General features: G+C 70.3%; 25 protein-coding genes and 1 tRNA gene. 5 read left to right on the forward strand and 21 right to left on the reverse strand.

Annotated features, from left to right (window positions below):
• The first annotated feature begins 153 nt into the window (after nucleotides 1–153).
• The 4 genes from ACFYXE_RS04315 to ACFYXE_RS04330 are packed head-to-tail and all read left to right on the forward strand — an operon-like array spanning nucleotide 154 to nucleotide 3,377.
• Nucleotides 154–417 carry a hypothetical protein gene (locus ACFYXE_RS04315; RefSeq protein ID WP_389308663.1) on the forward strand — a complete coding sequence of 88 codons (264 nt, stop codon included), beginning with the start codon at nucleotides 154–156 and terminating at the stop codon, nucleotides 415–417.
• Nucleotides 414–1,790, forward strand: a complete 1,377-nt coding sequence (locus tag ACFYXE_RS04320) for a replication initiator (RefSeq protein WP_389308665.1) — start codon at nucleotides 414–416, stop codon at nucleotides 1,788–1,790. The genes ACFYXE_RS04315 and ACFYXE_RS04320 overlap by 4 nt, the downstream gene beginning before the upstream one ends.
• Nucleotides 1,780–1,995 (forward strand): helix-turn-helix transcriptional regulator, encoded by a 216-nt coding sequence (locus ACFYXE_RS04325; RefSeq protein ID WP_389308668.1) that lies wholly within the window; start codon nucleotides 1,780–1,782, stop codon nucleotides 1,993–1,995. Before ACFYXE_RS04320 ends, ACFYXE_RS04325 begins: the two co-directional genes overlap by 11 nt.
• Complete coding sequence (locus ACFYXE_RS04330) at nucleotides 1,992–3,377, forward strand: tyrosine-type recombinase/integrase (RefSeq protein WP_389308670.1); 1,386 nt, start codon at nucleotides 1,992–1,994, stop codon at nucleotides 3,375–3,377. Before ACFYXE_RS04325 ends, ACFYXE_RS04330 begins: the two co-directional genes overlap by 4 nt.
• A 244-nt stretch (nucleotides 3,378–3,621) precedes the next feature.
• Here the strand turns inward: ACFYXE_RS04330 and ACFYXE_RS04335 are convergent.
• Nucleotides 3,622–3,700: transfer RNA gene (locus ACFYXE_RS04335), tRNA-Arg, on the reverse strand.
• A gap of 181 nt (nucleotides 3,701–3,881) precedes the next feature.
• Between ACFYXE_RS04335 and ACFYXE_RS04340 the strand changes: the two genes are divergently transcribed.
• Nucleotides 3,882–4,778, forward strand: a complete 897-nt coding sequence (locus ACFYXE_RS04340; protein ID WP_389308672.1) for an endonuclease NucS domain-containing protein — start codon at nucleotides 3,882–3,884, stop codon at nucleotides 4,776–4,778.
• Nucleotides 4,779–4,964: 186 nt separating this feature from the next.
• Here ACFYXE_RS04340 and ACFYXE_RS04345 read toward each other — a convergent pair whose 3' ends face one another.
• The 20 genes from ACFYXE_RS04345 to ACFYXE_RS04440 all read right to left on the reverse strand — a co-directional run bounded on the left by ACFYXE_RS04345 (nucleotide 4,965) and on the right by ACFYXE_RS04440 (nucleotide 21,625).
• Nucleotides 4,965–5,414 carry a DUF6087 family protein gene (locus tag ACFYXE_RS04345; RefSeq protein ID WP_389308674.1) on the reverse strand — a complete coding sequence of 150 codons (450 nt, stop codon included), beginning with the start codon at nucleotides 5,412–5,414 and terminating at the stop codon, nucleotides 4,965–4,967.
• The gene (locus ACFYXE_RS04350) at nucleotides 5,347–6,714 is read right to left on the reverse strand and encodes a DUF317 domain-containing protein (protein ID WP_389308676.1); all 1,368 of its coding nucleotides are present in this window, start codon (nucleotides 6,712–6,714) and stop codon (nucleotides 5,347–5,349) included. The genes ACFYXE_RS04345 and ACFYXE_RS04350 overlap by 68 nt, the downstream gene beginning before the upstream one ends.
• A gap of 55 nt (nucleotides 6,715–6,769) precedes the next feature.
• Nucleotides 6,770–7,885, reverse strand: a complete 1,116-nt coding sequence (locus ACFYXE_RS04355) for a DnaB-like helicase N-terminal domain-containing protein (protein WP_389308678.1) — start codon at nucleotides 7,883–7,885, stop codon at nucleotides 6,770–6,772.
• Nucleotides 7,885–9,147 carry a DNA cytosine methyltransferase gene (locus tag ACFYXE_RS04360; RefSeq protein WP_389309523.1) on the reverse strand — a complete coding sequence of 421 codons (1,263 nt, stop codon included), beginning with the start codon at nucleotides 9,145–9,147 and terminating at the stop codon, nucleotides 7,885–7,887. Before ACFYXE_RS04360 ends, ACFYXE_RS04355 begins: the two co-directional genes overlap by 1 nt.
• Nucleotides 9,147–10,022 carry a hypothetical protein gene (locus ACFYXE_RS04365; protein WP_389309526.1) on the reverse strand — a complete coding sequence of 292 codons (876 nt, stop codon included), beginning with the start codon at nucleotides 10,020–10,022 and terminating at the stop codon, nucleotides 9,147–9,149. The genes ACFYXE_RS04360 and ACFYXE_RS04365 overlap by 1 nt, the downstream gene beginning before the upstream one ends.
• A 95-nt stretch (nucleotides 10,023–10,117) precedes the next feature.
• The gene (locus ACFYXE_RS04370; RefSeq protein WP_389308680.1) at nucleotides 10,118–10,540 is read right to left on the reverse strand and encodes a hypothetical protein; all 423 of its coding nucleotides are present in this window, start codon (nucleotides 10,538–10,540) and stop codon (nucleotides 10,118–10,120) included.
• The gene (gene trpA / locus ACFYXE_RS04375) at nucleotides 10,533–11,273 is read right to left on the reverse strand and encodes a tryptophan synthase subunit alpha (RefSeq protein ID WP_389308682.1); all 741 of its coding nucleotides are present in this window, start codon (nucleotides 11,271–11,273) and stop codon (nucleotides 10,533–10,535) included. The genes ACFYXE_RS04370 and trpA overlap by 8 nt, the downstream gene beginning before the upstream one ends.
• An 88-nt stretch (nucleotides 11,274–11,361) precedes the next feature.
• Nucleotides 11,362–11,844 (reverse strand): hypothetical protein, encoded by a 483-nt coding sequence (locus ACFYXE_RS04380; protein ID WP_389308684.1) that lies wholly within the window; start codon nucleotides 11,842–11,844, stop codon nucleotides 11,362–11,364.
• Nucleotides 11,845–11,953: 109 nt separating this feature from the next.
• Complete coding sequence (locus ACFYXE_RS04385) at nucleotides 11,954–12,691, reverse strand: hypothetical protein (RefSeq protein ID WP_389308686.1); 738 nt, start codon at nucleotides 12,689–12,691, stop codon at nucleotides 11,954–11,956.
• Between the two features lie 111 nt (nucleotides 12,692–12,802).
• A complete protein-coding gene (locus tag ACFYXE_RS04390) occupies nucleotides 12,803–13,522 on the reverse strand; it encodes a DUF317 domain-containing protein (protein WP_389308688.1) in 720 nt (239 codons plus the stop codon).
• Complete coding sequence (locus tag ACFYXE_RS04395; protein WP_389308690.1) at nucleotides 13,519–14,349, reverse strand: hypothetical protein; 831 nt, start codon at nucleotides 14,347–14,349, stop codon at nucleotides 13,519–13,521. The genes ACFYXE_RS04390 and ACFYXE_RS04395 overlap by 4 nt, the downstream gene beginning before the upstream one ends.
• Nucleotides 14,350–14,388: 39 nt before the next feature.
• Nucleotides 14,389–15,153 carry a hypothetical protein gene (locus ACFYXE_RS04400; protein ID WP_389308692.1) on the reverse strand — a complete coding sequence of 255 codons (765 nt, stop codon included), beginning with the start codon at nucleotides 15,151–15,153 and terminating at the stop codon, nucleotides 14,389–14,391.
• Nucleotides 15,154–15,474: 321 nt separating this feature from the next.
• Nucleotides 15,475–17,265, reverse strand: coding sequence for a type IV secretory system conjugative DNA transfer family protein (locus ACFYXE_RS04405; protein ID WP_389308694.1), 1,791 nt, complete (start codon nucleotides 17,263–17,265; stop codon nucleotides 15,475–15,477).
• A gap of 269 nt (nucleotides 17,266–17,534) precedes the next feature.
• Nucleotides 17,535–18,134 (reverse strand): hypothetical protein, encoded by a 600-nt coding sequence (locus ACFYXE_RS04410; RefSeq protein ID WP_389308696.1) that lies wholly within the window; start codon nucleotides 18,132–18,134, stop codon nucleotides 17,535–17,537.
• Nucleotides 18,135–18,199: 65 nt separating this feature from the next.
• Nucleotides 18,200–18,862, reverse strand: coding sequence for a DUF317 domain-containing protein (locus ACFYXE_RS04415; RefSeq protein WP_389308698.1), 663 nt, complete (start codon nucleotides 18,860–18,862; stop codon nucleotides 18,200–18,202).
• A 176-nt stretch (nucleotides 18,863–19,038) separates the two neighbouring features.
• Nucleotides 19,039–19,383, reverse strand: a complete 345-nt coding sequence (locus tag ACFYXE_RS04420) for a hypothetical protein (RefSeq protein WP_389308700.1) — start codon at nucleotides 19,381–19,383, stop codon at nucleotides 19,039–19,041.
• 46 nt (nucleotides 19,384–19,429) lie between these two features.
• The gene (locus ACFYXE_RS04425) at nucleotides 19,430–20,257 is read right to left on the reverse strand and encodes a DUF317 domain-containing protein (RefSeq protein WP_389308702.1); all 828 of its coding nucleotides are present in this window, start codon (nucleotides 20,255–20,257) and stop codon (nucleotides 19,430–19,432) included.
• Nucleotides 20,254–21,057 carry a DUF317 domain-containing protein gene (locus tag ACFYXE_RS04430; protein ID WP_389308704.1) on the reverse strand — a complete coding sequence of 268 codons (804 nt, stop codon included), beginning with the start codon at nucleotides 21,055–21,057 and terminating at the stop codon, nucleotides 20,254–20,256. The genes ACFYXE_RS04425 and ACFYXE_RS04430 overlap by 4 nt, the downstream gene beginning before the upstream one ends.
• On the reverse strand, nucleotides 21,054–21,443 hold the full coding sequence (locus ACFYXE_RS04435) for a hypothetical protein (RefSeq protein ID WP_389308706.1): 390 nt from the start codon (nucleotides 21,441–21,443) through the stop codon (nucleotides 21,054–21,056). Before ACFYXE_RS04435 ends, ACFYXE_RS04430 begins: the two co-directional genes overlap by 4 nt.
• 29 nt (nucleotides 21,444–21,472) lie before the next feature.
• On the reverse strand, nucleotides 21,473–21,625 hold the full coding sequence (locus ACFYXE_RS04440) for a hypothetical protein (protein WP_389308708.1): 153 nt from the start codon (nucleotides 21,623–21,625) through the stop codon (nucleotides 21,473–21,475).
• Nucleotides 21,626–21,650: the final 25 nt, after the last annotated feature.

The raw sequence follows: 21,650 nt of genomic DNA on the forward strand, positions 1-21,650 counted from the left end.
CCACCGCCTGCAACCGGCCCGCCGCTTTCCCTCTGCGTAACGGCACCCACCGCCCGATTCACGGGCTCCCGACGGGGCGCGAAGTCGCCAAACCCGACCCCGCCGGAAGCCCTCTCCCTTCGCCACATGAGCAGTGAAAGGAGCACTCACACTGTGTCCACCGCCCACCGTCCGCGCAAATCCCACGCGCCGGACTGCGACCTCCGGGCTCCTGACGACTATTCCGCTACCTGCGCGGGCCGCGAACAGGTCGTCCTGGTCGCCCTCGACGACACCGAACGCCGACTCTGCCCCGGCCACGCCGCTGCGGTCTGGCTGACCGACCCGACGTACCGCTTCAGCGCCAAGACCCCGCCGGATGCCATCGCTGCTGTGATGGGCCACGCCTTCGGCCCCGGGGGCGGTGGTCGGCGATGAACGCGCCGTCCGCACTCTCCCCGGGCGTTACCGCTCTCCTGGAGCGGGCAGTACAGCCGGACTTCCCCGGCTGGCGCCGCGCCATCGTCCGCCTCGGCGGCTGCACCAACCCCGTTCACCTCGTCGGCTCCAGCGTCCTGGTGGACACCGCGACGGGGGAGACCCTGGCCGGTGCCGAGGAGTCCAGCGGTCCGGCCAGCGCGCGGCGTCTGCTGACGGCCTGCGGGAACCGCCGGGCATCGGTCTGCCCTGCCTGCTCCCGCCTCTATCAAGCAGACACGTACCAGCTCGTACGCGCCGGCCTCGTCGGCGGCAAGGCCGTCCCGGAGACGGTGGACACGCACCCCCGGGTGTTCGCCACCCTCACCGCGCCAAGCTTCGGGGCGGTCCACACTCGCCGGGAGCAATCGGGCCGCGTACGCCCGTGCCGCCCCCGGCGGGGTGCCGCGGGCTGCCCGCACGGGCTGCCCCTCGGCTGCGCCCTGCGCCACGCTGCGGACGACCCTCGCCTTGGCGAACCGCTCTGCCCGCGCTGTTACGACTACGCCGGCGCCGTGCTCTGGCAGTCCTGCGCGGGCACGCTCTGGCACCGCTTCGGCATCGAGCTGCGGCGGGAGATCGCCCGCCAGGTCGGGGTGTCCCGTGGGGCGCTGGGAGAGGTGGCCCGGGTCTCGTACGCCAAGGTCGCCGAGTACCAGCGGCGCGGCCTGGTCCACTTCCATGCGGTCGTCCGCCTCGACGGCCCGGACGGACCGGGCTCCCTCCCGCCCGCCTGGGCAAGTACCGCTTTGCTTGCCGATGCCGTTCCGGTCGCAGCCTCCCGAGTGCGGCTGCGGCCGCTGGGTGGCTCGGTCGTCGGAACCCGAATGCTCCGCTTCGGCACGCAGATCGACGCACGCCCTGTCGACGCATCCGCCATGGGGGAGCGGCCGTCGTCGGGGGCTGTGGCCGGGTACATCGCCAAGTACGCCACCAAGGGCGCCGAGTCGGCTGGCGCGGTCGACGGACGTATCCGTTCCCCGCGGGAGTTGGTCCTTCTACCGGTGCGGGCGCACGTGCTGAGGATGATCGGTACGTGCTGGTGGCTCGGCGGCCTGCCCGCGTTCGCCGGTCTCGGCCTGCGCCGCTGGGCACACATGCTCGGCTACGGCGGGCACTTCTCCACGAAGTCCCGCCGCTACTCGACCACCCTCGGCGAACTCCGTCGCGCTCGCGCCGACCACCGGGCCGAGGAGCAGCGGGCAGCGCTCGGGTTCGCCGGCCGTCCCGTGGTCGTAGTCGGGCAGTGGCGATACGCCGGGCGCGGCTACTCCCCGGAAGGGGCGCTGCTCGCGGCCTCCGTACGGGAAGGCGGTGGTGGCCATGGCGCGTAACCGGCCATCGGCCGAACTCCTCACCGTTCGGCAGGTCCTGGAGGAGTTGGGAGGCGTCTCCCGCCGCACCTTCTACCGCTGGCGTGAACTCGAACTCGCCCCGACCTGCATCCGCCTCCCGAACGGCCAACTACGGGTGCGCCGCGACGTGCTCGACGCCTGGGTGGAGGAGCGAGCGGAGGACGTGTACGGGGGCGGCCGATGAAGTCGTACAAGGTCGTCATCTGGAAGTTGAGCGTGAACCGCTCCGCCAAGAAGCCGACGCATCTCGTGCGTTGGTCGGTGGAGGGCGAACCGTTCCACGACTCCTACAAGACCAAGCCGCTTGCCGACCGCTTCCGGGCCAAGCTCTTGCGTGCCACGGAGAGAGGCGAAGCCTTCGACACCGTGACGGGCCTTCCCGACTCCCTGCGGGGTGGAAAAGTCGCGCTGAGCTTCGTGGAACTGGCCGTTAAGTACACCGATGCTCGGTGGGCGGAGGCTTCGGCCAAGCAGCGCGACAGCGTGACCGATGCGCTGGCCACGGTCCTGCCGGTTCCCGTCAAGGCGCTGCGCGGGCGGCCCGAACCATCGGCCCTGCGTCGCGCACTGCGGTCGCACCTGCTGCCTCCGCCTCGTCGCGAACGGGAGCGACCCGAGGAGATCACCGATGCCCTGGCCTGGCTGTCGAAGGCATCTCTGCCGGTGGCCGAACTCTCGGAGGGGTCCCGCGCGCAGGACCTGGTCGATGCGCTCTCCCGGCTCCTCGACGGCAAACCGGCCGCCACGCAGACCTACCGGCGTCGCCGGGCGGTGGTTTTCAACCTCTTGCAGTACGCCGTCGAACTCGGCGCGCTGACCGTCAACCCGCTGACACAGGTACGCCGGACTCGGGGCAAGCGGGCAGTGCAAGAGGTCGACCGGCGCGTGGTGGTCAATCCACGGCAGGCGCGGGAGCTACTGACCGCGCTCACCTACGTCGGCGAGTACGGCCGGGCGAGCGGCCGGCGGCTCCGCGCCTTCTTCGGGTGCCTGTACTACGCGGCTGTGCGCCCCGGCGAAGCACTGGGCCTGCGTCGCACGGACTGCTTCCTCCCAGACAATGGCTGGGGTCGCATCGAGCTGGCGGAGACCCGGCCGACGGCCGGCAAAGCGTGGACCGATTCCGGTGAGGCGCACGATCGTCGCGGGCTCAAGCAGCGGGAAGCCGGTGAGATCCGGACCGTGCCCATCCCGCCCCCGCTGGTTCGACTGCTTCTCGACCACATCAAGGAGTTCGGTACGGCCCCGGATGGGCGCCTCTTCTCCAGTGAGAGAGGCAACGTCGTCGCGGCCTCGTCGTATTCGCGGGTCTGGAAGCAGGCACGGGAACTGGCGCTCCTGCCACACCAGGTCGGATCCGTCATGGCTGCCCGGCCGTACGACCTCCGGCACGCGGGAGTCTCGCAGTGGCTCAACTCCGGTGTTCCGGCGCCTGAGGTGGCCGCGCGCGCCGGGCATTCGGTCGACGTGCTGCTGAAGATCTACGCCAAGTGCATCGACGGGCAGGAAGCAGAGATGAACGACCGGATCATGCGCGGGCTGGGGGAGGGGGACGCCGAGATGTGAGCCCGATGGAGACCCGGTGAGAAAGGCCCTGGAGCCGTTATGCTCCGGGGCCTTCTCCGTGTCCGCGGCCGGACCCCGAAAACGCCCGCTCACCTGCACTGACGGCCGCCAAGATCATTACGTCGCCATTGCGTGATCACTGGCAAACGACTGCTTCCGCCCGCCTCCACCTGCACATACAAAAAGACCCCGTCGTCAGCTTCTCCGCTGATGACGGGGTCTTCAGGCACCTACTACAAGGTGCCCCCGGCAGGATTCGAACCTGCGCACACGGCTCCGGAGGCCGGAACGGTCCCACGCGTTTTCCCAGGTCAGAGCGTTACCTGACGCTTCGTTAGCGGCCTGGTCCCGCGCATGTCCCGCGGGTTGGAAATCGCCACATCCGCGACACATGTCCGATGTGCCGCATCCCGTGTGTCCCGCAGGACGACTCAGGCGACGCGGGGAAATAATCCGGCAACACCGAACGTTGGGCCTCCTCACTGTAGAGATCGGGAGGGGACGGTGTCGGGCCTGAAGCTGTTCAACACGAAAAACGGCATGACGGAGGTCATGCCGCGTCTGGCGGGTATCGAGGCGGATGTGCAGAGCCTCATCGAGGCGCACATGGAGACGATGCTCGGCGTGCGATTCCTCGCGAGCGAGTACGTCATCGGCTGCGTCGACGGCGGGCGGATCGACTCGCTCGGCATCGACGAGAACGGTGCACCGGTGATCGTCGAGTACAAGCGAGGTACTGATGCCGGTGTGATCAACCAGGGGCTGTATTACCTCTCGTGGCTGACCAGGCACCGGAGCGCCTTCGACGGCCTGGTCCGAGACCGGCTTGGGGTCACGGCCGCGTCCCAGATCCTGTGGAGCGCACCGAGGCTGATCTGCGTGGCCGGCGACTTCACCCGATACGACGCGCACGCTGTACACGAGCACCGACGCAGCATCGACTTGGTCCGCTACCGGTACTTCGGTAGTGACCACATCAGCCTGGAGACAATTGTCTCTGTCACCGGCCGGTCGAATGCTGTGAACCGTCGCACCCGGCGGCACGCACAGCCGGGCGCGCCCCGTGCGCTCCACGAGCACAAGGGCGCCATGACGGAACTGGCTGTGGCTGTCGACGAGACGCTCCGCGGCCTTGGAGACGGCATCACGCGAGTTCAGCGGAAGCAGTACGCCGCCTACCAGCGGCTGCGGAACTTCGCCTGCGTCATACCGCCCCAGCAGACGAAACTGCTCGTCTACTTGAAGGCGGACCCGAAAAGCGTCGATCTGGTGCCTGGATTCACGAGGGACGTGACAGGGCTCGGGCATCACGGCACTGGCGACCTGGAGGTACAGCTTCGTACTGAGCGGGACCTGGAGCGGGCCCAGGATCTCTTCCGGATCAGCTACGCCGCGGCGTGAAAGAGCAATGGCCCGCAGGGCCATGTGCGAAGGGCCGGTCGGATACTTGATCTGTCGTGATGCGTCCCTTCGACGTGCGGTCGGGTGGTGGCGGTGGAGCTATAAGTATTCGGCGGATCCCCGGTTTCGGTAACCGGGGATCCGCGGCTATAGTGCCGCCGTTTCTAGACGGCCCCCTATGGCCCGTTACCTTTCGCGTTCCTCTGCTGGGGTCGCCCTTCTGTGTCGGCCGCGGCCTTTCCCGAGCGCGAGGCGATCCCATTCGGTGGGTTTCCGCTCGGACGGCTGTGGTGGATACAGCACAGCCTTTGCCGCGTCGAGATCACGGACCAGGCCGACCGGCTCCCACTCGGTGCCGTTCCATTCTTGGATCACGCGTGGTGCGTGGGGTTGGACGTGTTGTCCACGGAGCTGTCCCTCGGCGAGCGGTATCGCGCGCCGTTTGCCCTTCGAAGCATCCCGACGTTCCTCTCGTCGGCGGACCCAGTCCTGCAGCGGCTCGTCTTCATCGTGCATTTCAGCATCGTGGCGCAGAGCCGGAGTCCGCTGCCACCGCCTTGCCCGGATCTCACCGCAGCCTTGACGACTGGGTGCGCGGTACAGGCTGCGCGCGGATTTCCGTACGGCTCGCCACATTCGATCCTCGGGGTTGGGCAGCCGCCGGCTTGGAGGTGAGCCCAGCGGTCAACTCGTAGGCGATGTCCTGTAGTACGGAGGCGGCAGTGTGGGGCGAGAAATGCAGCGTCCACCCCGGGGCGTCGGCGTTGCCCTCGCCCCACAAGGTCCAGACAGGCAGGTCGGACTGCCGAGAGGTTGCTGCGAAGGCGTCGAAGAGGATGCCTCTGGGACGATCGCCCGGTGCCTGCCAGCGGATGAAGCGGTTGTCGGTGTCGTGCTCCCAGCCAGCGTCGAACAATGGGTGTGTGGCCTCCCAGACGGTGGCTTCCGCGACTTTGCTGCCCGCCGCTATCTCGGCCGCATCTGTGGAATCGAGGCTGTCGAGGAGTGCTCGCATGATCGTCACGGGGACCGCGGTGCTTGCGGTGGCGTGCCACCGGCGTTCGCCGACTGGGCTCTCGTAGGCCGCGATCTTCCACTGGGTGTCGTCGGGTTCGGCTTCGTGGATGAACTCGACGCGCAGCACGAGGGATTCGTGGACGGCGTGTGTGGTGTCGTCGGACCAGGTGCGCCACTTTTCCCATGTTCCGTGGGATGCGAGGAAGTCGTTCAGGAGCGTCTCGTGGTCGTCTGCGCTTTTCGCTTCGCTCTCGGCGGTGTCGGCCGTGTCCTTGGGCGGATGGACGTCGGACTGAGTTTCGGGGGCCGGCGGGCGGCGTGCTTGCTCGGCTTCCCGTTCGGCGCCTGTGGCGGGTGCGGGTCCGGGGCGTACGGCGTTGCCGTAGAGGCGCTCGAACTCGGCGATAGCGGCGGCCGGGCTCTCGAATTGGAGGGATTCGACGCGGAGGTGGTTTTCGCCATGGAGGTGGATGCTCGGTCCGTCGCGGTAGGTGCCGACGGCGACGGTGGTCCAGCCGTCGTGGGCGTGCGCGTGGATGATCAGGCGGCCGGAGCGTATGTCGTCGTAGATCTTCTGGGCGTCGCCTGAGACCTCGCGGATCTCGTCTCGGGTGCACCAGGGCATGGGGTAGTTGGCCCAGGTCCATTCCGTGTCGATCTCTTCGCGGAGCAGTGGCGTGATGTCCACGGTGACGCCCTCGGCGCGCAGGGCGTGCGCGGCTTGGTCGGCGTAGTAGGGCTCCTCGCGATCGATGCGGGCCATGACCATCGTGGTGTCGTCGAGGGGCTCGAATCCGTGGAGGGCCAGCAGGGCCCGCACGGTGTGGCTGGGGGTGCCCGTGAGGGTGGCGGTGACGGCGCTTGGGCGACCGTTGAGCAGGTCGAGGCGGAGGCGCAGGTCTGCTGCGGGGGTGGGCAATCTGGTCCTCGTTTCACGGCTCCGGCCGGCGCGGGGCCGGTCGGAGCAGGTGGGGTCAGTGGAGTGCTCGGGTGGTGGGAGCTGTGGTGCGCGGCAGTGGGCCGGCGCGCGAGACGGTCGGCCCGCGGGGCGCGCGAGGGGCTGGCGGAGGGCTGCTGCTGCGTGTCCAGCGGGTGCGCAGGGTGGTGAGGTCGGCCAGGGCGCGGCGGCTGCCGGTGATCAGCTGGTGCGGGGTGTTGGCCGGGTCCTGGGCGTAGGCGACGATGCGCGTGCCGACATCGACGGCGCGTCCCAGCAGGGCGCGCTGGAGGACCCGCTCGCCCCAGTATTCGGCCGAGCCGACGGGCGTGGAGAGCAGGTCGATCAGGTCGCGGGGATCGAGGCCGTCGGCGAGGAGGCCGCGGTGCTGGGCTTCCCAGAGCACGGTGACGGCGTCCACGGGCTCCCCGTTGTGGACCAGGGCGGTCAGGCACTGCCAGAGCGCGGCGTGCAGCGGGAGGGCGAAGTCGTCGGGCTGGAGCCAGCGCATGTCGCTCAGGTCTGCCGGGTGTGCGGTGGCCGTGGCGAGGAGGAGCCGTTCCTCGTCGATGGCTTCCTCGCTGCGGTGCTGCGCCCGGGGAGCGGGTACGGCGGTGCGGGGCAGGGAGCCGGGGTGTGAGGCGAACTGCCCGGCGAGCGTGTCGAGGAACTGGCCGAGCGTGTCGGCCTGGGCCAGAGTGATGGCCGACGGGTTGGGCAGGGTGGTGTCCGTGGCGGTCTGGACGAGGCGTTCGGCGTGCGTGAGCACGGTGCGGCGGGCGTGGTCGGCCCGGATCATCCGCCCATACGTCGGCGCGTGCATGGGCCAGGGACAGACCTGGATGAGGGTGTGGAGGTAGGAAGCGGTGAGTCCGGGAGCGTGCGGACGGGCCGCATCGAGCACGGCGTTCAGCCAGGCGGGACTGGAGCGGTGCGTGTCCGGCTCGGGTGGCGGAAGATCGCGCATCGCCTGCCACAGGGCGCCGTGGGCGTGGTTGCTGAAGTGGCCAGTGTCCAGGTCGCTGATGTCGGGGAGCCGGTGGGGTTCGAGGAGGAGCGCGCCGAGCAGGGACTGCTCGGCGTAGTGCACGGGGCGCGGTGCATGCACGTCCTCCATGTCGTCCTCGTACGGGTCGGATCGGTGCTGGGCCATCAGGCGGCCAGGGTGAAGTCGTCGGGATGCAGGGCCTTGCCCAGGTGCGGGGCCAGGAGATGGGCGGCGAGCCGGGGCGGGACCGCGTTGCCGATCTGGGAGAACTGCTGGCCCTTGTTTCCGGCCCAGGGGTAGTCAGCAGGGAAGGTCTGGAGGACCCCGGCCTCGTTCGCCGTGATCCGAATGGACTGGGGCACCGGCTGCTGGTCCGTGGGATTGCTGGGCTCGGGTTCGGCGATCCAGACGCATTCGTTCGCGCGGTGGCCGAAGAAGAGGGTGCCGGCCGGTTCCTCGATGGAGCGGACGGTCGCGTTGGACTGGTTGTTGCTGCGCAACGACCACGACCACCGGTGTGCCTCCCCGGTGAACGTCGGCGCGGGCGCGTGGGCGGGCCGATCTTCCCTGGCCCCGTGACGCGCAGTCCACCCCGCTCCTTCGCGGCGAGACTGCAGGACCACGCTGCTCTGGGGCTTCCATGTTCCGCGGTCGCGCGCGTCGCTGAGGGTCTTGCGTGACCCGGACGGGAACGGTTCGGGCCCGCCGCCTGGCCCGCCGCCGGCGCACACGGTCGGCACGGGGCGGTCGGTGGCGCCCCAGCCGAGGGCTTCGGCCATGGACACCCACTGCCCGCGGCCCGGCCCGAACAACGACTCCGGCTCGGCGACCTTGGCATGGGTGGGCGGCGGCGGCTCGGCGGTGCGGGTGCGCGAGGCGAGCAGGATCGCCCGCCTCCTGGTCTGCGGCACCCCGTAATCGGCGGCGTTCAGGATGCCGGTCCACACCGAGAAGCCCCAGCTGCGCAGGATCGCGGCGTACTGGCGCCACAGCGGCAGCACGTCGGGGACCTCCTCCATGGCGATCCACTCGGGCTGGCCGTACTGGTGGAGAGCACGGAGGTAGCGCATGGGTTCGGCGGCCAGCAGGGAGCGCTCGTCCTGGCAGGCGGCCAGGAGCTTGGCGCGGGTGTCGCGGCCGGCGGCGAGGTCGGCGACGGCCTGGTGGACGAGGGGCTGGTCGAGGAGCCCGAGGCGTTTGCCGGCCATCGACCACGCCTGGCAGGGCGGGCTGGCGATGAGCCCGGTCGTCTTCCCGAGGAAGGGCCACACCGGATACATCGCGACGTCCGTGCGGATGGTCAACTGGCCTGCCGCGGCACGGGTTTTGCACGCCCACTCGTCCCATTCCAGGCCGACGTCGCGCACGCCGAGGACGGTCAGTGCGTGACTCCAGCCGCCCGGCCCGGCGAACAGGTCGAGCACGATCACGTGGCCAGCCCGAAGTCGTCGCGAGTCAGAGCGTCGGCGTCGCCGCGGCAGGCCCACGGCGAACATCCGTCGGCGACGCCGTCCTCCAACACCGTGGCGTCTTCGTCGCTGCCCAGTTCCTGCTGCAGGGCGGCCCACTCGGCGGCGGTGACGTGATCGATGGGGGCCTCGCTCAGGGGGATCCGTGAGCGGTGCAGGAAGGCTTGGCCGAGCAGGCGGTTGCCGCTCGCGTTCGCACGGGCGTTGCCCTGGCGGATGGCAGCATCGAAGGCGACGACGTCCGCCCATTCCTCGGGCGAGGTGTCGCGGATCCCGCGCCACTGTGCGTTGCCATGGAAGGGGCAGCCCAGGCACGACGACTTCGGGGTGTCGGCGAGGCCCAGCGACGTCAGGTAGCGGACGCAGTCGGCGCGGGACCAGCCCATGTCGATGAGCAGCGGGTGCCGGTTGCGCATGTACTTCACGTCCGCGTCCTTGGCGCGGTGGACCTCGTCGGTGGAGATGCCGACCCACTGCTCGACGAACACCTCCCGCGGGATGCGTGCGGGGTAGGGGTAGCCGAGAAGTTCGCGGACTTGTCGCTTTATCGGCTTTATCTTGTACTCGCCCGTGCACTGCCGTCGGGTCATCCCGGGTCGGCCGTCCTGGTTGAGGATGTAGAGCGGCATGGAGGCGAACCGGTGATCGGGGTCGAGGGCGTCGTCGCGGATGTTGCCGGTGGACACGCGCAGGACGGGGATGCCGGCCGGGGCGGCGATCTCGCGCTCCAGACGGTCGAGGTGCGCGTACACCGCGCGGGGTTCCCATCCGGTGTCGGCGAAGATCGCGAAGTCGACCTTGGGGAGGATCCCTTCGGCGGAGAGGGCGAGCAGGGTGCTGGACTGGACGCCCGCGCCAAGGGACAGGGCGCGGAACTGGGGCTGTTCGGTGATGGTCGGTCCTGAAGGGTGTGAGGTCTGGGGGCGCTTCAGCGCGTCGGCGGCGCGGGCACGGCGGGGAGCCCGTTGAGCAGGTCGGCGGCGGAGGCGATGAACTGCTGCGGGGTGGGGCGCAGGAGCACGGGCGGCGACGTCGTGGCGTTGCGCCGGCGGGATTCGTTTTCGACGGCGCGCGACAGCGCGGCGGTCAGCTCGGCGCTCGCGTCCTGGGCGGTCTTCGCGGTGCGTGCCAGATGGTCGAGGTGGAGCAGATGCTCCTGGTCGTGCGCCGCCTTCCGTTCCAGATCGAGGAAGAGGCGGAGTGCGGTGGCGGCGAGTGCCTGGGCCTCGACGATCCGGGCCGTCAGCATCCGGGCGCCGTCGGTGGGGGTGCGGCGCAGGCGCTGCCGCAGAGCGTGTGCGTCGGCCGCGATCTGATCGAGGGCCTCGTGATGGCCGGCGGAGTCAGGCATCTTGGGCCGTGCCGATCCGGGTCTGCAGGGCCTGGGCGAACGCTGCGGTCACGGCGGCGGCCGGGGCCGGATCCGGCAGCAGGGCCCGGACGATGGGCGTGCCGATGACGACGGCATCGACCAGAGGCGCCACGCGGGCCGCGAGGTCGGGGCTGGAGATGCCCACCCCGGAGACCACGGGCAACGGACTGGCCGCACGCAGTCGCTCGGTGAAGGCTGCGAGCGCCGCCAGATCGAGGGGCCCTTGGAAGCCGCTGAGGCCGTTGCTGGCGGGTGCGTAGAGCCACCCGGACGCGCTCTCGACCATGACGGGAAGGTCGGCGTCCGCAGCGGCGCGCGAGATGAGGTGGGACGTGCTCAGGCCGGCGTCGTGTGCGGCGTGGTGCCAGCGAAGTGCTCCGGTGTGGGGTAGGTCGATGACCATGACCCCCGCGGCGCCCGCGTCGGCGAGCAGACGGGCCAGGCGTTCGGGGCCGTGGCGGCGCACGGGCTCCCAGTACGTCATGACCACCGTCGGCCGCAGGGACGCGGCATGTGCGACGGCGCGGACGGTGCGGTCCAGGACGTTCCCCTTGACCAGGGCGCGCTGGTAGGCGGACCGGATGAGACGGCCGTCTAGGACCGGGTTCGCGCAGGGCAGCCCGATTTCGAACAGATCTGCTCCGGCGCGGGCGAGATGGTCGAGCTGGCGGTGCTGGACGTCCGGCTCGTGAACGCCGGCAGGGAGGAACACCCCCAGCGAGCAAGGGGGTTGTGCGAGAAGGCTGTCGAGGGGGTTGGCGGTGGCCAGGGCGTGTCCTTCGAGTGGAGAGGCGGACCGGTCAGCGGTGGCGCACGGCCGGTGCGGTGGGCGGTGCGACGACGCTGCTGGTCTCGGCGCGGGGAGGGGCAGGCCGGGAAGGTGAGGCGAGGGCGGCGGCCGGAGCGTCGGTGAAGGCGGGCCGGATGGTGTCGAGGCCGTCGGCGAGATCGCGCGTACGGTCGGTGGCGTCGCGCAGCCACTCCCAGGCCGGGGCGGGGAGTCGCCGCCAGTGGGCGTGGTTGCGGGCCCATTCGAGGATCTCCGTGGCGTTGCGGAGCTGTTCGGCGAGCTGCCCCAAAATCGCGGCCTGCTGTTCGGGGAGGTTGGTGCTGTGGGCTGCTTGGAGGAGTTCGTCCAGGGCCACCGGCGGGTCGTCGTTGTCTGCGGGCAGGCCGTAGAGCTGGGCGTGGATGGCTCGGGCGTAGACGGTGACGGGACCGCCTCGGGAGCGGTGGCCGTAGTCGGCCGCGACCTGGCGCCGGACGGTGAAGTGGACGCTCACATCGCGCGGTGGAGCACCGGGGATCTGGTCGGCCAGGGCGCAAGCGACGTCGTGGACGGTCGGGTGGTCGGAGGGCGTGAGGTCTCCCGGATGTGAGGGGCGGGCGGATTCAGCGCGTACGCCCGGCGGAAGCGGCGGCGGTGGGCCGAGCGATGGCGGGGCGTGTGGTGGCCAGGGCGGGCGTGCGGGGCCGGGCGAAGGAGGCCGCGAGGTCGGTGCACCCGGCCGCGGTGAGGTGCACGCGTTCGTCCGTGAGCCAGCGGGCGCACTCCTGGCGTGCGATCAGTCCGCGGGTTTCCAGGGAGCGGATCGTGCTGATGCTCACGCGGTCGTTGCGGAGGTTGGCCCGGCCGTCGGAGATGGTCACGTATCCGCGGGCGACGGCCAGCAGGGTGTCGCGCTGCGTGGGCGAGAGCGCAGAGGACTGGTGGTCGGGCAGGTATCCGCGCTTGGCGCGATCCGCGACGTAGAGTTCGGCGCTCGCGACGGCGTCGGTGGCACCCAGGGTGGTGAGTTCGAAGACGAGGGCCATGCGGCGTCCTGCCTCCTGGCGAGCTTCCTTCTCGCTGACGGACGCGATGAAACCGTCACCCGTTTCCACGGGAAGCCCTGCCTGTGCGCTGAGCAGGATGTCTTCGGCGGCGCCGAGGTGTTCGGCTGCGTCGCTGGCGAGGTGGGTCAGTTGGCGCACTCGGGCGTAGGCGGTGCGGATGTCGGGACTGTGGTACATCGACTGGGCGTTGAGCGACGTGAGGACGCCGAGTGCGTTGTGTGCCAGCTCCTCTGCCGCCTCCGTCTGCGGAATCAAGGCGGCTAGGGGGTCGTTGCTGAGGAGCCGGTGGCGCATGTGGGAGTCGCTGAAGCGCGTGAAGTCCGCGGCCAGAGCGAGGAGTTGTTCGGCCGGTTCGAGGGAGAAGGTCTTGTCGATCAGAGGGCATCTCCAGGAGCGGGATGAGGGTCAGCGACGCCTCATCGCGCGGTTGATCTGAGCGAGGGCGTGGTCCGTGTGCGGGTTGATCGAGGCGGGGCGGACTGGGGTCATCAGGTCGCTGTGCCCGTATCGGGTGTGGATGGGCACGTCCGCGACGGCGCGCTCGACCGGTGCCGTCGAGGCGAGGTAGGTGAAGAAGTTCCCGACGAGGCGATCGGGTACGTCGCGGGTGACCGTGGCCAGGGGCTCGTGCTCGAAGAAGGCGTGATGGACCCGCCAGGTGATGTCTTCGGCGTCTTCTGGTGTGCGGATCAGCTGGCAGTTCCAGTCGGGCGAGGTGATGACGGTGTCCTGGACGGTCCAGTCGTGCAGCGCGGCGAGCTGGCCCAAGGACTGGTCGGTGAGCGGGATCCGCTCGGCATGGCGGGCGTCGCCGAGGAGTTGCGGGAGGGCCTGGGTGACGGCGGCGACGGCCTCCAGGGGTGCCTGCCGACTGAAGGCGGCCTGCCAGTAGGGCTCGTGGTGGGAGACCGTGCACCACATGCCGTAGCGTTGCATCGGTGCGAAGTCAACGAAGAGACTTCCGTCCGGGCTGTCGACCTCGATCCGTCCGGTAGCCGCGTCCTGACGGTGCTGCCAGCCGAAGAGGCGGACGAGCGGGGCGAGGACGTCGGCGATCCGGTCCCCGGCGCCGGCCATGTAGCGCGGCGAGACCATCACGCGTTCGTCGAGCGCGTACTGGCTCATCGGCGCACCCCCGGCACCGGGGTGGTCGGCGGCACCGTGACCGCGGCTGTCGTCGGCGGCGAGCTGCTCGGCCTGGACTGGGTCAGTGCCCTACCTCCCTGCTCGGTGACGGTGACTTCCTGTCCGGTGAGCAGGGGTGTGCTGGTGTCCCGGTTGACGAGGCCGCGGTTGTTCAGGGCCCGGAAGGTGGCGATGGAGATCCGTGTCCCGTCGTCGGCGGCGACCCGGGTGACGCCCACGCCGCGTGCCGCGCTCTCAAAGAGCCGACCGCCCTTGGCCAGCGCGGCCAAGGCGTCGTACTGCGGGGCCGAGAGCGACGACACTGTCTGCTGCGTAGCCGACGCCGTCGGCTCGGAGGTGGCGTAGTCGTCGGTGATGCCGCTGGCGAGGTAGTGGCAGGCCGTGGCGCACAGATCGAGCTGGTGGGCGGCGTCGGCAAGGTGGCCGGTCATCTGCGGGATGGCTTCGGCATACCGCGTCCGTTTGATCGCTGCGCTGTCGGGCGGGTATCCGGCGAAGCCCTGCCCTTCCCAGGGGTTGGCGAGCAGGACGTGGGCGAGGTCGGTGCCGGCGAGGGCGGAGGAGGAGACGACCGAGGCCATCAGTTCCAGGCTGGCGCGACTGCCGGCGATATTCGTGTAGGAGCTGTGGTCGAGGGCTGTGAGCCGGGTGAGCGCGGTCGTGGTGAGGTCCTGTGCGCTCAGCAGGAGCGGACCGATGCGGTGCAGAACATCCGTGCCGGGCGTATATGAGACGTCCTGGACGCGGTCATGCAGGGTCTGGAAGTCGTCGGCGAGCTCGCGCAGTTGACGGATGCCTTCGAGCACGCCGGGCGGGGCGGTGGTGATTGAGGTTCTTCTCCAGGTTCAGCGGGAGCGGGCGGTGGCCTGAGCCGGGGACACGAGCGGGACACCGGTGACCTTCGGTGCGGTGCGTACGGGTTCGGGCCGGGTGAGGGCAGCGCCGAGCGCGGTGATGCCGGCGGGTGTCAGCTGGACGCGGTCCTGGAGCGGGCCGCCGACATAGGCGGGAAGGGCGGTGCCAGCGGTGCGGGAGACCAGGTGCTTGGCCTCCAGGCGGCGCAGCGTGCTCATCAGCACCTTGGAGCCGCTGGAGCGCGTGTACTCCCGGCCCAGGGTCGAGTTGGCCACGACGTGCCCGCGGGCGATCTCGGTCAGGGCCGATTTCTGGACCGCCGTCAGATCCGCGCCTGCTGCGTGATGGCCCTTGGAGTGGGCGCGCAGCGTCTCCTCGGCGACGATCATGGTGCTGTCCATCACGGTCTTGGTCGCCAGCGCGGTCAACTCACGTGCCGCGGCCGGCGGCTGGTCGGCCGACGACACGGTCAGGAAGACGAGTTGACGCAGGCGCACCTGGGCGCGCGTCAGGTCGTCACTGGGGTGGAGGCGCTGGTCCTGGATGGCCCGCAGGACCTTGAGTACGCCGCCGCCCAGGTCTCGCGCCGATGTGCTGTGAGCGGCGTCCGGCGCGGTGTTCTCGGCTCGCAGCGCGATGTCGAGGGCGTCGTTGTGCCGGGTGAACGCGCCAGCGAGTCGCAGCAGCTCGTCGACAGGGGTGGGCACCTCGAACAGTGCGGCGTCGGCGGACGGCATGGTTGGGTCTGCTGTCACGGCCGGCGGCGTTGCATCGGGGCGCGGGACGCCGGAGGCGGCGCAACCTCGTCGCGTGACACGGGTGCGCCGAGCGCTGCGGACACGTCATGGACGTGTCGGGTGCAGGCGAGGGCCTGCTGTTTCGTGGCGGGCTGGGTGATCGCCCGCAAGGTGACGTCGGGTTCGCTGTTTCCGCATTCCAGGCAGCAGCGGCCATCGACGGGCCAGTCGTCGGGAACATCGTGAAGGGTCGGCATGTACATCCAGGGGGGGGCAGAGCGGTGGGTGGGGGCGGAGCGGTAAAAGGGCCTGAGCGCGCGGCCGGAGCGAGCGGGCTGCTCAGGCGGCGGGGCCGTAGTCCGCCTTCGTGGGCGCGTGTTTGGCGACCGCGCGTTCGGTGATGCCCTGTGATGCGCGGGCGGAGGCGGCGGAGAGCACGGCGGCGCCGGGCTCGAGATACCAGGGGCGCAGGTCGAGCATGGCCGCGCGCATGCCGGTGGCGAACGCGAGGGCAGTGCCCTTGGGCAGGGCGCGGATGGCGTCGGCGGCCAGGATGCGTTCCTGCCGCATGGACACCGAGGTGGACTTGCCCGACTCCGAGGTTGAGGTGGAGGTCGTCTCGACGTCGTGGTCGCCGATCAGGCGGCTGAGCTTGTCCGCGAAGTCGGGGTCATCGATGCCGGAGCCGATGACCTTGATCGTGGAGGCGGACCACATGGCGTCCATGCCCGCGTCCCCCCAGACCTTCTGTCCCTGGCGGTAGGACTGGAGGATGGTGATCGGGATGATGCCGCGCGAGCCCAGGTGGCTGTACAGGTCCGGCAGGTCGCTGATCTTGCAGACGTTGGCGGCCTCGTCGAGGATCGCGAGCATGGGCGGGTCGAGGCGTCCGCCGGCGCGTTCGGCCTGGGCGGTCGCGGAGCGCATCACGCTGTCCGCGCACGCGGCGATCAGGGCGGAGGCTCCGCCGCCGCCGTCCTTCGACAGCAGGTAGAGCGTGTCGGTCGAGGTGACGAACGTGCTCGGCGTGAACTCCGGCACGTCCTTCTGGGGAGTCACCCAGGCGGCGATCTGCGTGTTCAGCAGCGCGGCAGCGTACTGCCGGGCGGTCTCGTAGATGCCGTCCCTGGTTTCCGGCGGGCCTTCGACGGTGCCCTTGAGCTGGGCGGCGACCGCGGCGAACTGGTGGTCGCGCAGGATGTCGAGGGGCGTGCGGTCGGCGGGGAAGGCGAGCCAGGCCATGACGTCGGTGATCGGCCGTTCGTCGAGGGCCGCTGCCAGGAACAGCTGGCTCAGGATGTTGCTGCCGGCCTTGGACCAGAAGTCGCCCTGCTGGGACGCGTCCACGCTCGCGGCGAGGAAGTGCCCGGCCAGCCGTCCTGCGCCGTCGAGGGTCTTGGCATCGGCCAGGGGGTTCCACCACATGGCTCGCTCAGCGTGGGCGATCTGCTGCGGGTCCATCGACCAGGTCCGGCCGACGGCGGCCCGCGCATCGAGGGTGGCGGTGTAGGCGTCACCGGCCGCTTTGTTCGAGGTGAGCAGGACAGGGCCGGGGGCATTGAGGATCGAGGGGATCGCCAGGCTGGTCGTCTTGCCGGATCGGGGCGCCATGATCGCGACGGCGACGTCCTCGTACCCCATGCGCACCTCGTGCTTGGTGCCCTGCAGGTTGCCGAGGAGGATGCCGGTGTCGGCCGCAGCGAGCTGCTTGGCGTCCTTCAGGCTCGGCCGAAGGGACCGCGCCTTGGCGGTGATCGCCTTGGACAGCAGCGGTTCGATGTCCTTCTGTTTGGCCATGCCGGTGACGCGCTTCTTGCGTCCGCCGCCGTCCCGGTGCCGCTTGTAGAGCACAGCGGCGGTGATGCCGAGGGAAATGAGCGCTGCGCCCGGCAGAATCCGTGCGCCGAGGAGGAGGGACGTTTCTCCAAGGCCGGGCCATAGCTGATCGGGATGCAGCAGGGCTTGCATCGGCTGGTACGGGGCGCCGGGTCCTGCATGGGTGGCCCAGGAGGTGAGATTGCCTCCGAGCCAGGCGAGGTTGGCCAGGGGCACCGCGACGGCGAGGACGATGCCGAGGACACGGAAGGCAAGGTCGTAGCCGTCGGTGGACGTGGAGTTGGGCTGAGGCAAGGGCTGTTCCAGGGACGGGGAAAGAAGAGGGGGCCGGTCGCGGTGGACCGGTCAGCGTGTGCGGCCTCGTGCCGGGCAGGGAGGCGAGGGTGCAACGCCGCTCGCGCGGCGGTGCCGCTCGGTGAGGGTGGCGATCCGCCGCTCCAGGGCGAACGCGACGTCGGCCGTGGCGACGTGACGGGTGTCTACGCTCAGGCGGTCGCGGGCTCAGCCCGGGATACGGTCAGGGGCACGCATAGCGGGCGCGAGATCGGCAAGAGCCTGTTGTGTCACCGCCGGGCCCTGGACGGCGCGGCGGCAGCCTGGTGTACGGGCCCCGTAGCGGCCAGGGTCGATGGGTGTGCGGTGGAGTTGCGCTGCGCCAGCGCGTGGACGGCGAAGAGCGCCTGTCCGTGGACGGCCCACTGGTCGAGGTAGGACCAGGCTTCCGCGTAGCTCTCGGCGAGCGGTTCCTCGTACGCCGCCGTGCCGGGCCGAGCGCTCTCGGGGAGCGCGGCTTCTACCGCGAGCCAGTCGTTGCGGACGGCGTAGAGGCCCTGTGTGGCATCCCGTAGTTCTCGGGCCTGCCAGGCGTAGCGCCGGGTCCGGGCGGTGGGCGACAGCTGGGCGAGCTGGCGTTCGGCGACATGGACGAGTTCGTCGGCGTGGTAGTACACGCGGCCGAATGCGGACAGGGTGTCTGCGTCACGCTTCTGCTGCCGCAGCCCGTACGCGTCCTCGTCGTGGGGCTGGAACGTATCGGGGTCGGAGTGCCGCTGGGAGTAGTGGTCCCAGGCGGCGAGGATCTGCCGGCTGTGCCGCAGGTAGTAGGCGAGCTGGTTCAGGTAGAGCCGGTGCGCCGGGCTCGCTGGTTCGAGGGAGAAGGTCAAGGAAACTCTCGGAGCAGGAGGCGTGAGGGACGGGGGCGTGGAGCGGCCGGGGCCGCTCCACACGATCAGCGATTTCGAGCCGCGGATCGGGTCGCCTCGGTGGTGGGTGCGGAGGCGGGGCGTGCGGCAGGTGGCGAGGAGCGGCGGGCTCTGCGGGCGGCGGCCCGTATGGCTTTGAGCCGCGCGTCGTGGGCGGCGGCGAGCTGCTCGCCCTGGGCGCCGCGTTCCACCTGCGTGACCAGGTGGGAGTGGGGGACGTCGTAGCGGCCCCGGGAGACGGGAGCCGGATCGATGAGGGCGGCGGCGAAGCCCGCGATCAGGTGGCGCGGGGTGCGGTCGTCGAAATAGGCGCTCCACAGCCTTTGGTGGCCGCCGAGTCCGGTGGGCAGCGCGACGTCGGCAGTCCACGCGAAGTGGTCGCTGGTCAGGTTGGCCCGCCGCTCCATGGTGGTGATGCCGTCCGGATGGCGTGCGTGCTCGTTGCCGCGGTCATCGCGTTCGTAGGTCCATCCGGCTGCTCGCAGCCTCGGCCAGATGTCCGGCTCGTCCGCGGGCGGGGTGTGCACGAGCGCGTCGGTGAATCCGGCGAGGATCTCGACGGGTGTGTTGCCGCCGAAGGAGGCGTGCCATCCGCCCCAGGGCGTCGAGGAGACGCGCCACCAGGAGCCGTACGTGTCCGGCGTGGGCTCCAGGACGAGCGTGTGCTGGTAGTCGGGGCTGGCCAGCACGACGTGGGGGAAATCGGGTTCACTCAGGTTCTTCCACCCGGCGGCCTGCAGGGCTTGGGTGACGTGGCGTGGGTCGCCGGGTCCGGCGAGGTGCCTGGGTGTGGTGTCGCACCACATACGCGACCACGGATCGTGGACTCGGCTAGGAATGTAGGGGCGCGTCATGTGGCCGGCGGCTACCCCACTGCCTCGAACGCGGTGTCGCGCAGGCGCTGCACGTCCCAGTGCAGGACGTGCCAGTCGGTGGCGTCCTGAGCGGCTTCTCGGAGGCCGGCAACGATCAGGTGGATCTTGTCGCTTTCCTCCTTCTCCTCCTTCGCCTCCTGGGCGACGAGGCGTGCGGCGTTGCGCAGGATGTCGCCGAGCAGGATGGGGACGCCGGTGTCCTCGTCGAGGAGTTCGGTGAGCAGCGGCAGCAGGTCGGCTACGGACGGATCGGTGTGGAGGTAGTTCTGGATCTGGGTCAGTGTGGCGGTCGCCTGTGCGACGTCGTCGGCGCTGGGCGCTGAAGGGTTGGGCATCGATGTCCTTGGTCGAGCGGGAGGGTGAGGTAGTGCGGGCACCGGGTCAGCGGCGCCGTTTGTGGCGCGCCGGGCCAGGAGGAGGTGGTGCTGGGGTGGGTGAGTCCGTGGCGGTGCGCTGAGCGGCTTCGATGCGTCGCAGGTGTTGCAGGCGGTGCTGTTCCGGTGTGACGGGGCTGCGGCGGGAGTCGAGGAAGCCGAAGGCGTGCTGCGGTTCCTGCCCCTCCCAGCGCAGCAGCGGGCTGGGGTCGGTGAGCGCGTCGATGAAGCCGGTGAGCGCTGCGGGCGGCGCGGCTTCGTCGATGGAGGCGTTCCAGATCCACCGGAGCCGGTTCTCGGTGTGTGGCACGGAGACCTGAACTGTCCAGCGGTGTACGGGGTTTTCGGCGAGCGACGATTCTCGGGCCAGGTAGGCGGTCCCGTCAGGAGACAGCGCGGCGCGTTGTCTGCCGGCCAGCTGCATGGCCCACCCGCGGCTGGCCGCGAGTCGCCACAGCTCGTCTTCTTCTGGCCGCGGACCGGTGCTGTGCAGGGCATCGGTGAAACCCGCGACGATCTCGACCGGGGTGTGGATGGCGAACTGAGCTGACCAGGAGCGCCCTTGGGCCGGGTGAACGCGCCAGGACGCCATGAACTCCTCCTGGGCGGGTTCGAGGGTGAGGTGCCACCGGTGGTCGGGGCTTTCCAGCAGAACGTGCGGATAGCCCGGGACCGAGTGGTTGCTCCAGCCGGACGCGAGCAGGTACTCGGTCACGTGCCGGGGATCGCCCCCACCGGCCAGGTGGCGCGGAGACATCTCGTCCAGCCAGCGGACCGCGTTGGCGCGGTGCAGGGTGGGCCCGTTGACGCGGGAATAGAAGCGTTCGTGGGTCACCGCATCCGCCCCGACTTGGCGTACGGGCGGGAGCCAGGGCCAGCAGGGCGCGCCCTGTTGGTGGCGAAGGTATTGCTGGCCCAGGTGGCAGCTCGGGCAGCGGTGATCCGGGCCTGCTGCCAGGCACTGAGCTGCGAGGGCAGCACGGACACCGAGGTCGTGCGGATTCTCTGCGACGGCGGGACGTGGCCCAGGGGGCGCATTGCCGGCTGCGGGTCGGCGAGCGCGGTGCTGAACGCTTCCACCAGGTGCATGGGCGTGGTCGGAGTGAACGTCGCCTGCCATACCGTGCCGTGCTCGTTGCGGGCGCCGGCCCACCAGTGCGCCTGTCCGGGAGCGTCCTGGTGGAAGCGGACGACGGCACCGTCGGGACTGCGGGCGGTGAAGTGCTGTCCGCGCTCGGTCTCCCAGCCCTGCGCCTCCAGCGGCGCCCACACGTTGGGGGCGTGGGCGGAGCGAGGGCGGGTCAGCGCGTCGGTGAGGCCGGCCACGATCTCGACGGGGACCTGCCGTCCGAGCGTGGCGTGCCATGCCTCCTGCGTCTTGGTCTGTTTCCCGCTGATGGCCCAGCCGCCGGGCTGGGTGAACGGGTCGTATCCGATGCGCATGGACTTGTCGGGGCTGTCGAAGACGACGGGGCCGCCGGGCTTGGACTTGTCCTTCCAGCCTGAGGCGCGCAGGTACTCGGTGACGTGGCGCAGGTCGCCGCCGCCGGCGAGGTGACGGGGCTCGACGAGGTAGTGCTGCAGGGCCTGCTGACCGGTGGGCCCCCAGCCGGACCACTGCTTGTTCTTCTTCACCGGCGCCGCCGGAGGACCATCGCCGAGGCGACCGGCACCGCGGCCGGTCTGCTGGACGGAGCCGTGGGCACCGCGACCTGCTTGATGGTGCCGGTGTGCTCGTTGAGGTCGACGCCCACGTCGTTGAGCTCGTTGGCGGCGCGGCCCAGCGCGAGCCAGACCTCGGGCGGCAGCACCCCGCGTTCGGAGTGGTCCCTGGCGAAGCGCGAGCCGGTTTCGACGAGGCCGGTGACCTCGCCGAGGAGCCCGGTGTCGTAGTCCAGGACCGTGGCGAGGATCTGGGCGGCTTCGTGGGGCGGCGCCTGGGCGAGGTGGCGGCGGAGCTGTCCGAGCTGGGCGGTGATGGCGCCCGCGAGTTGTATGGAGGGGAGGTTCGAGTCGGTCATGGGCCTCCTGAACAGGCCGGTTCGAGGTGCTAGTCGTGGTGGCGGACGCGGTGGCTGTCGACGAGGAGGAACATGTCGCGCCGGCGGGCTTCGTCGAGGGCTGCCTCGGGGCGCCCGCCGGCCAGTGGGATGGTGCGCTCCCGGCTGCCGGCGGTGACGGCGCGCAGGTAGCGGCGGAACAAGGCGGTGACCAGACGTGGTTTGCGG

Origin of the sequence: Streptomyces sp. NPDC002564, from assembly GCF_042889645.1 — a bacterium.
Taxonomy (GTDB): Bacteria; Actinomycetota; Actinomycetes; order Streptomycetales; family Streptomycetaceae; genus Streptomyces.

What these genes read in the sequence shown, in the direction of transcription:
- ACFYXE_RS04320 (WP_389308665.1), top strand. Translation starts at nt 414, where the DNA reads ATGAACGCGCCGTCCGCACTCTCCCCGGGCGTTACCGCTCTCCTGGAG.
- ACFYXE_RS04325 (WP_389308668.1), top strand. Translation starts at nt 1,780, where the DNA reads ATGGCGCGTAACCGGCCATCGGCCGAACTCCTCACCGTTCGGCAGGTC.
- ACFYXE_RS04330 (WP_389308670.1), top strand. Translation starts at nt 1,992, where the DNA reads ATGAAGTCGTACAAGGTCGTCATCTGGAAGTTGAGCGTGAACCGCTCC.
- ACFYXE_RS04345 (WP_389308674.1), bottom strand. Translation starts at nt 5,414, where the DNA reads ATGTGGCGAGCCGTACGGAAATCCGCGCGCAGCCTGTACCGCGCACCC.
- ACFYXE_RS04355 (WP_389308678.1), bottom strand. Translation starts at nt 7,885, where the DNA reads ATGGCCCAGCACCGATCCGACCCGTACGAGGACGACATGGAGGACGTG.
- ACFYXE_RS04370 (WP_389308680.1), bottom strand. Translation starts at nt 10,540, where the DNA reads ATGCCTGACTCCGCCGGCCATCACGAGGCCCTCGATCAGATCGCGGCC.
- ACFYXE_RS04385 (WP_389308686.1), bottom strand. Translation starts at nt 12,691, where the DNA reads ATGCGCCACCGGCTCCTCAGCAACGACCCCCTAGCCGCCTTGATTCCG.
- ACFYXE_RS04390 (WP_389308688.1), bottom strand. Translation starts at nt 13,522, where the DNA reads ATGAGCCAGTACGCGCTCGACGAACGCGTGATGGTCTCGCCGCGCTAC.
- ACFYXE_RS04420 (WP_389308700.1), bottom strand. Translation starts at nt 19,383, where the DNA reads ATGCCCAACCCTTCAGCGCCCAGCGCCGACGACGTCGCACAGGCGACC.
- ACFYXE_RS04435 (WP_389308706.1), bottom strand. Translation starts at nt 21,443, where the DNA reads ATGACCGACTCGAACCTCCCCTCCATACAACTCGCGGGCGCCATCACC.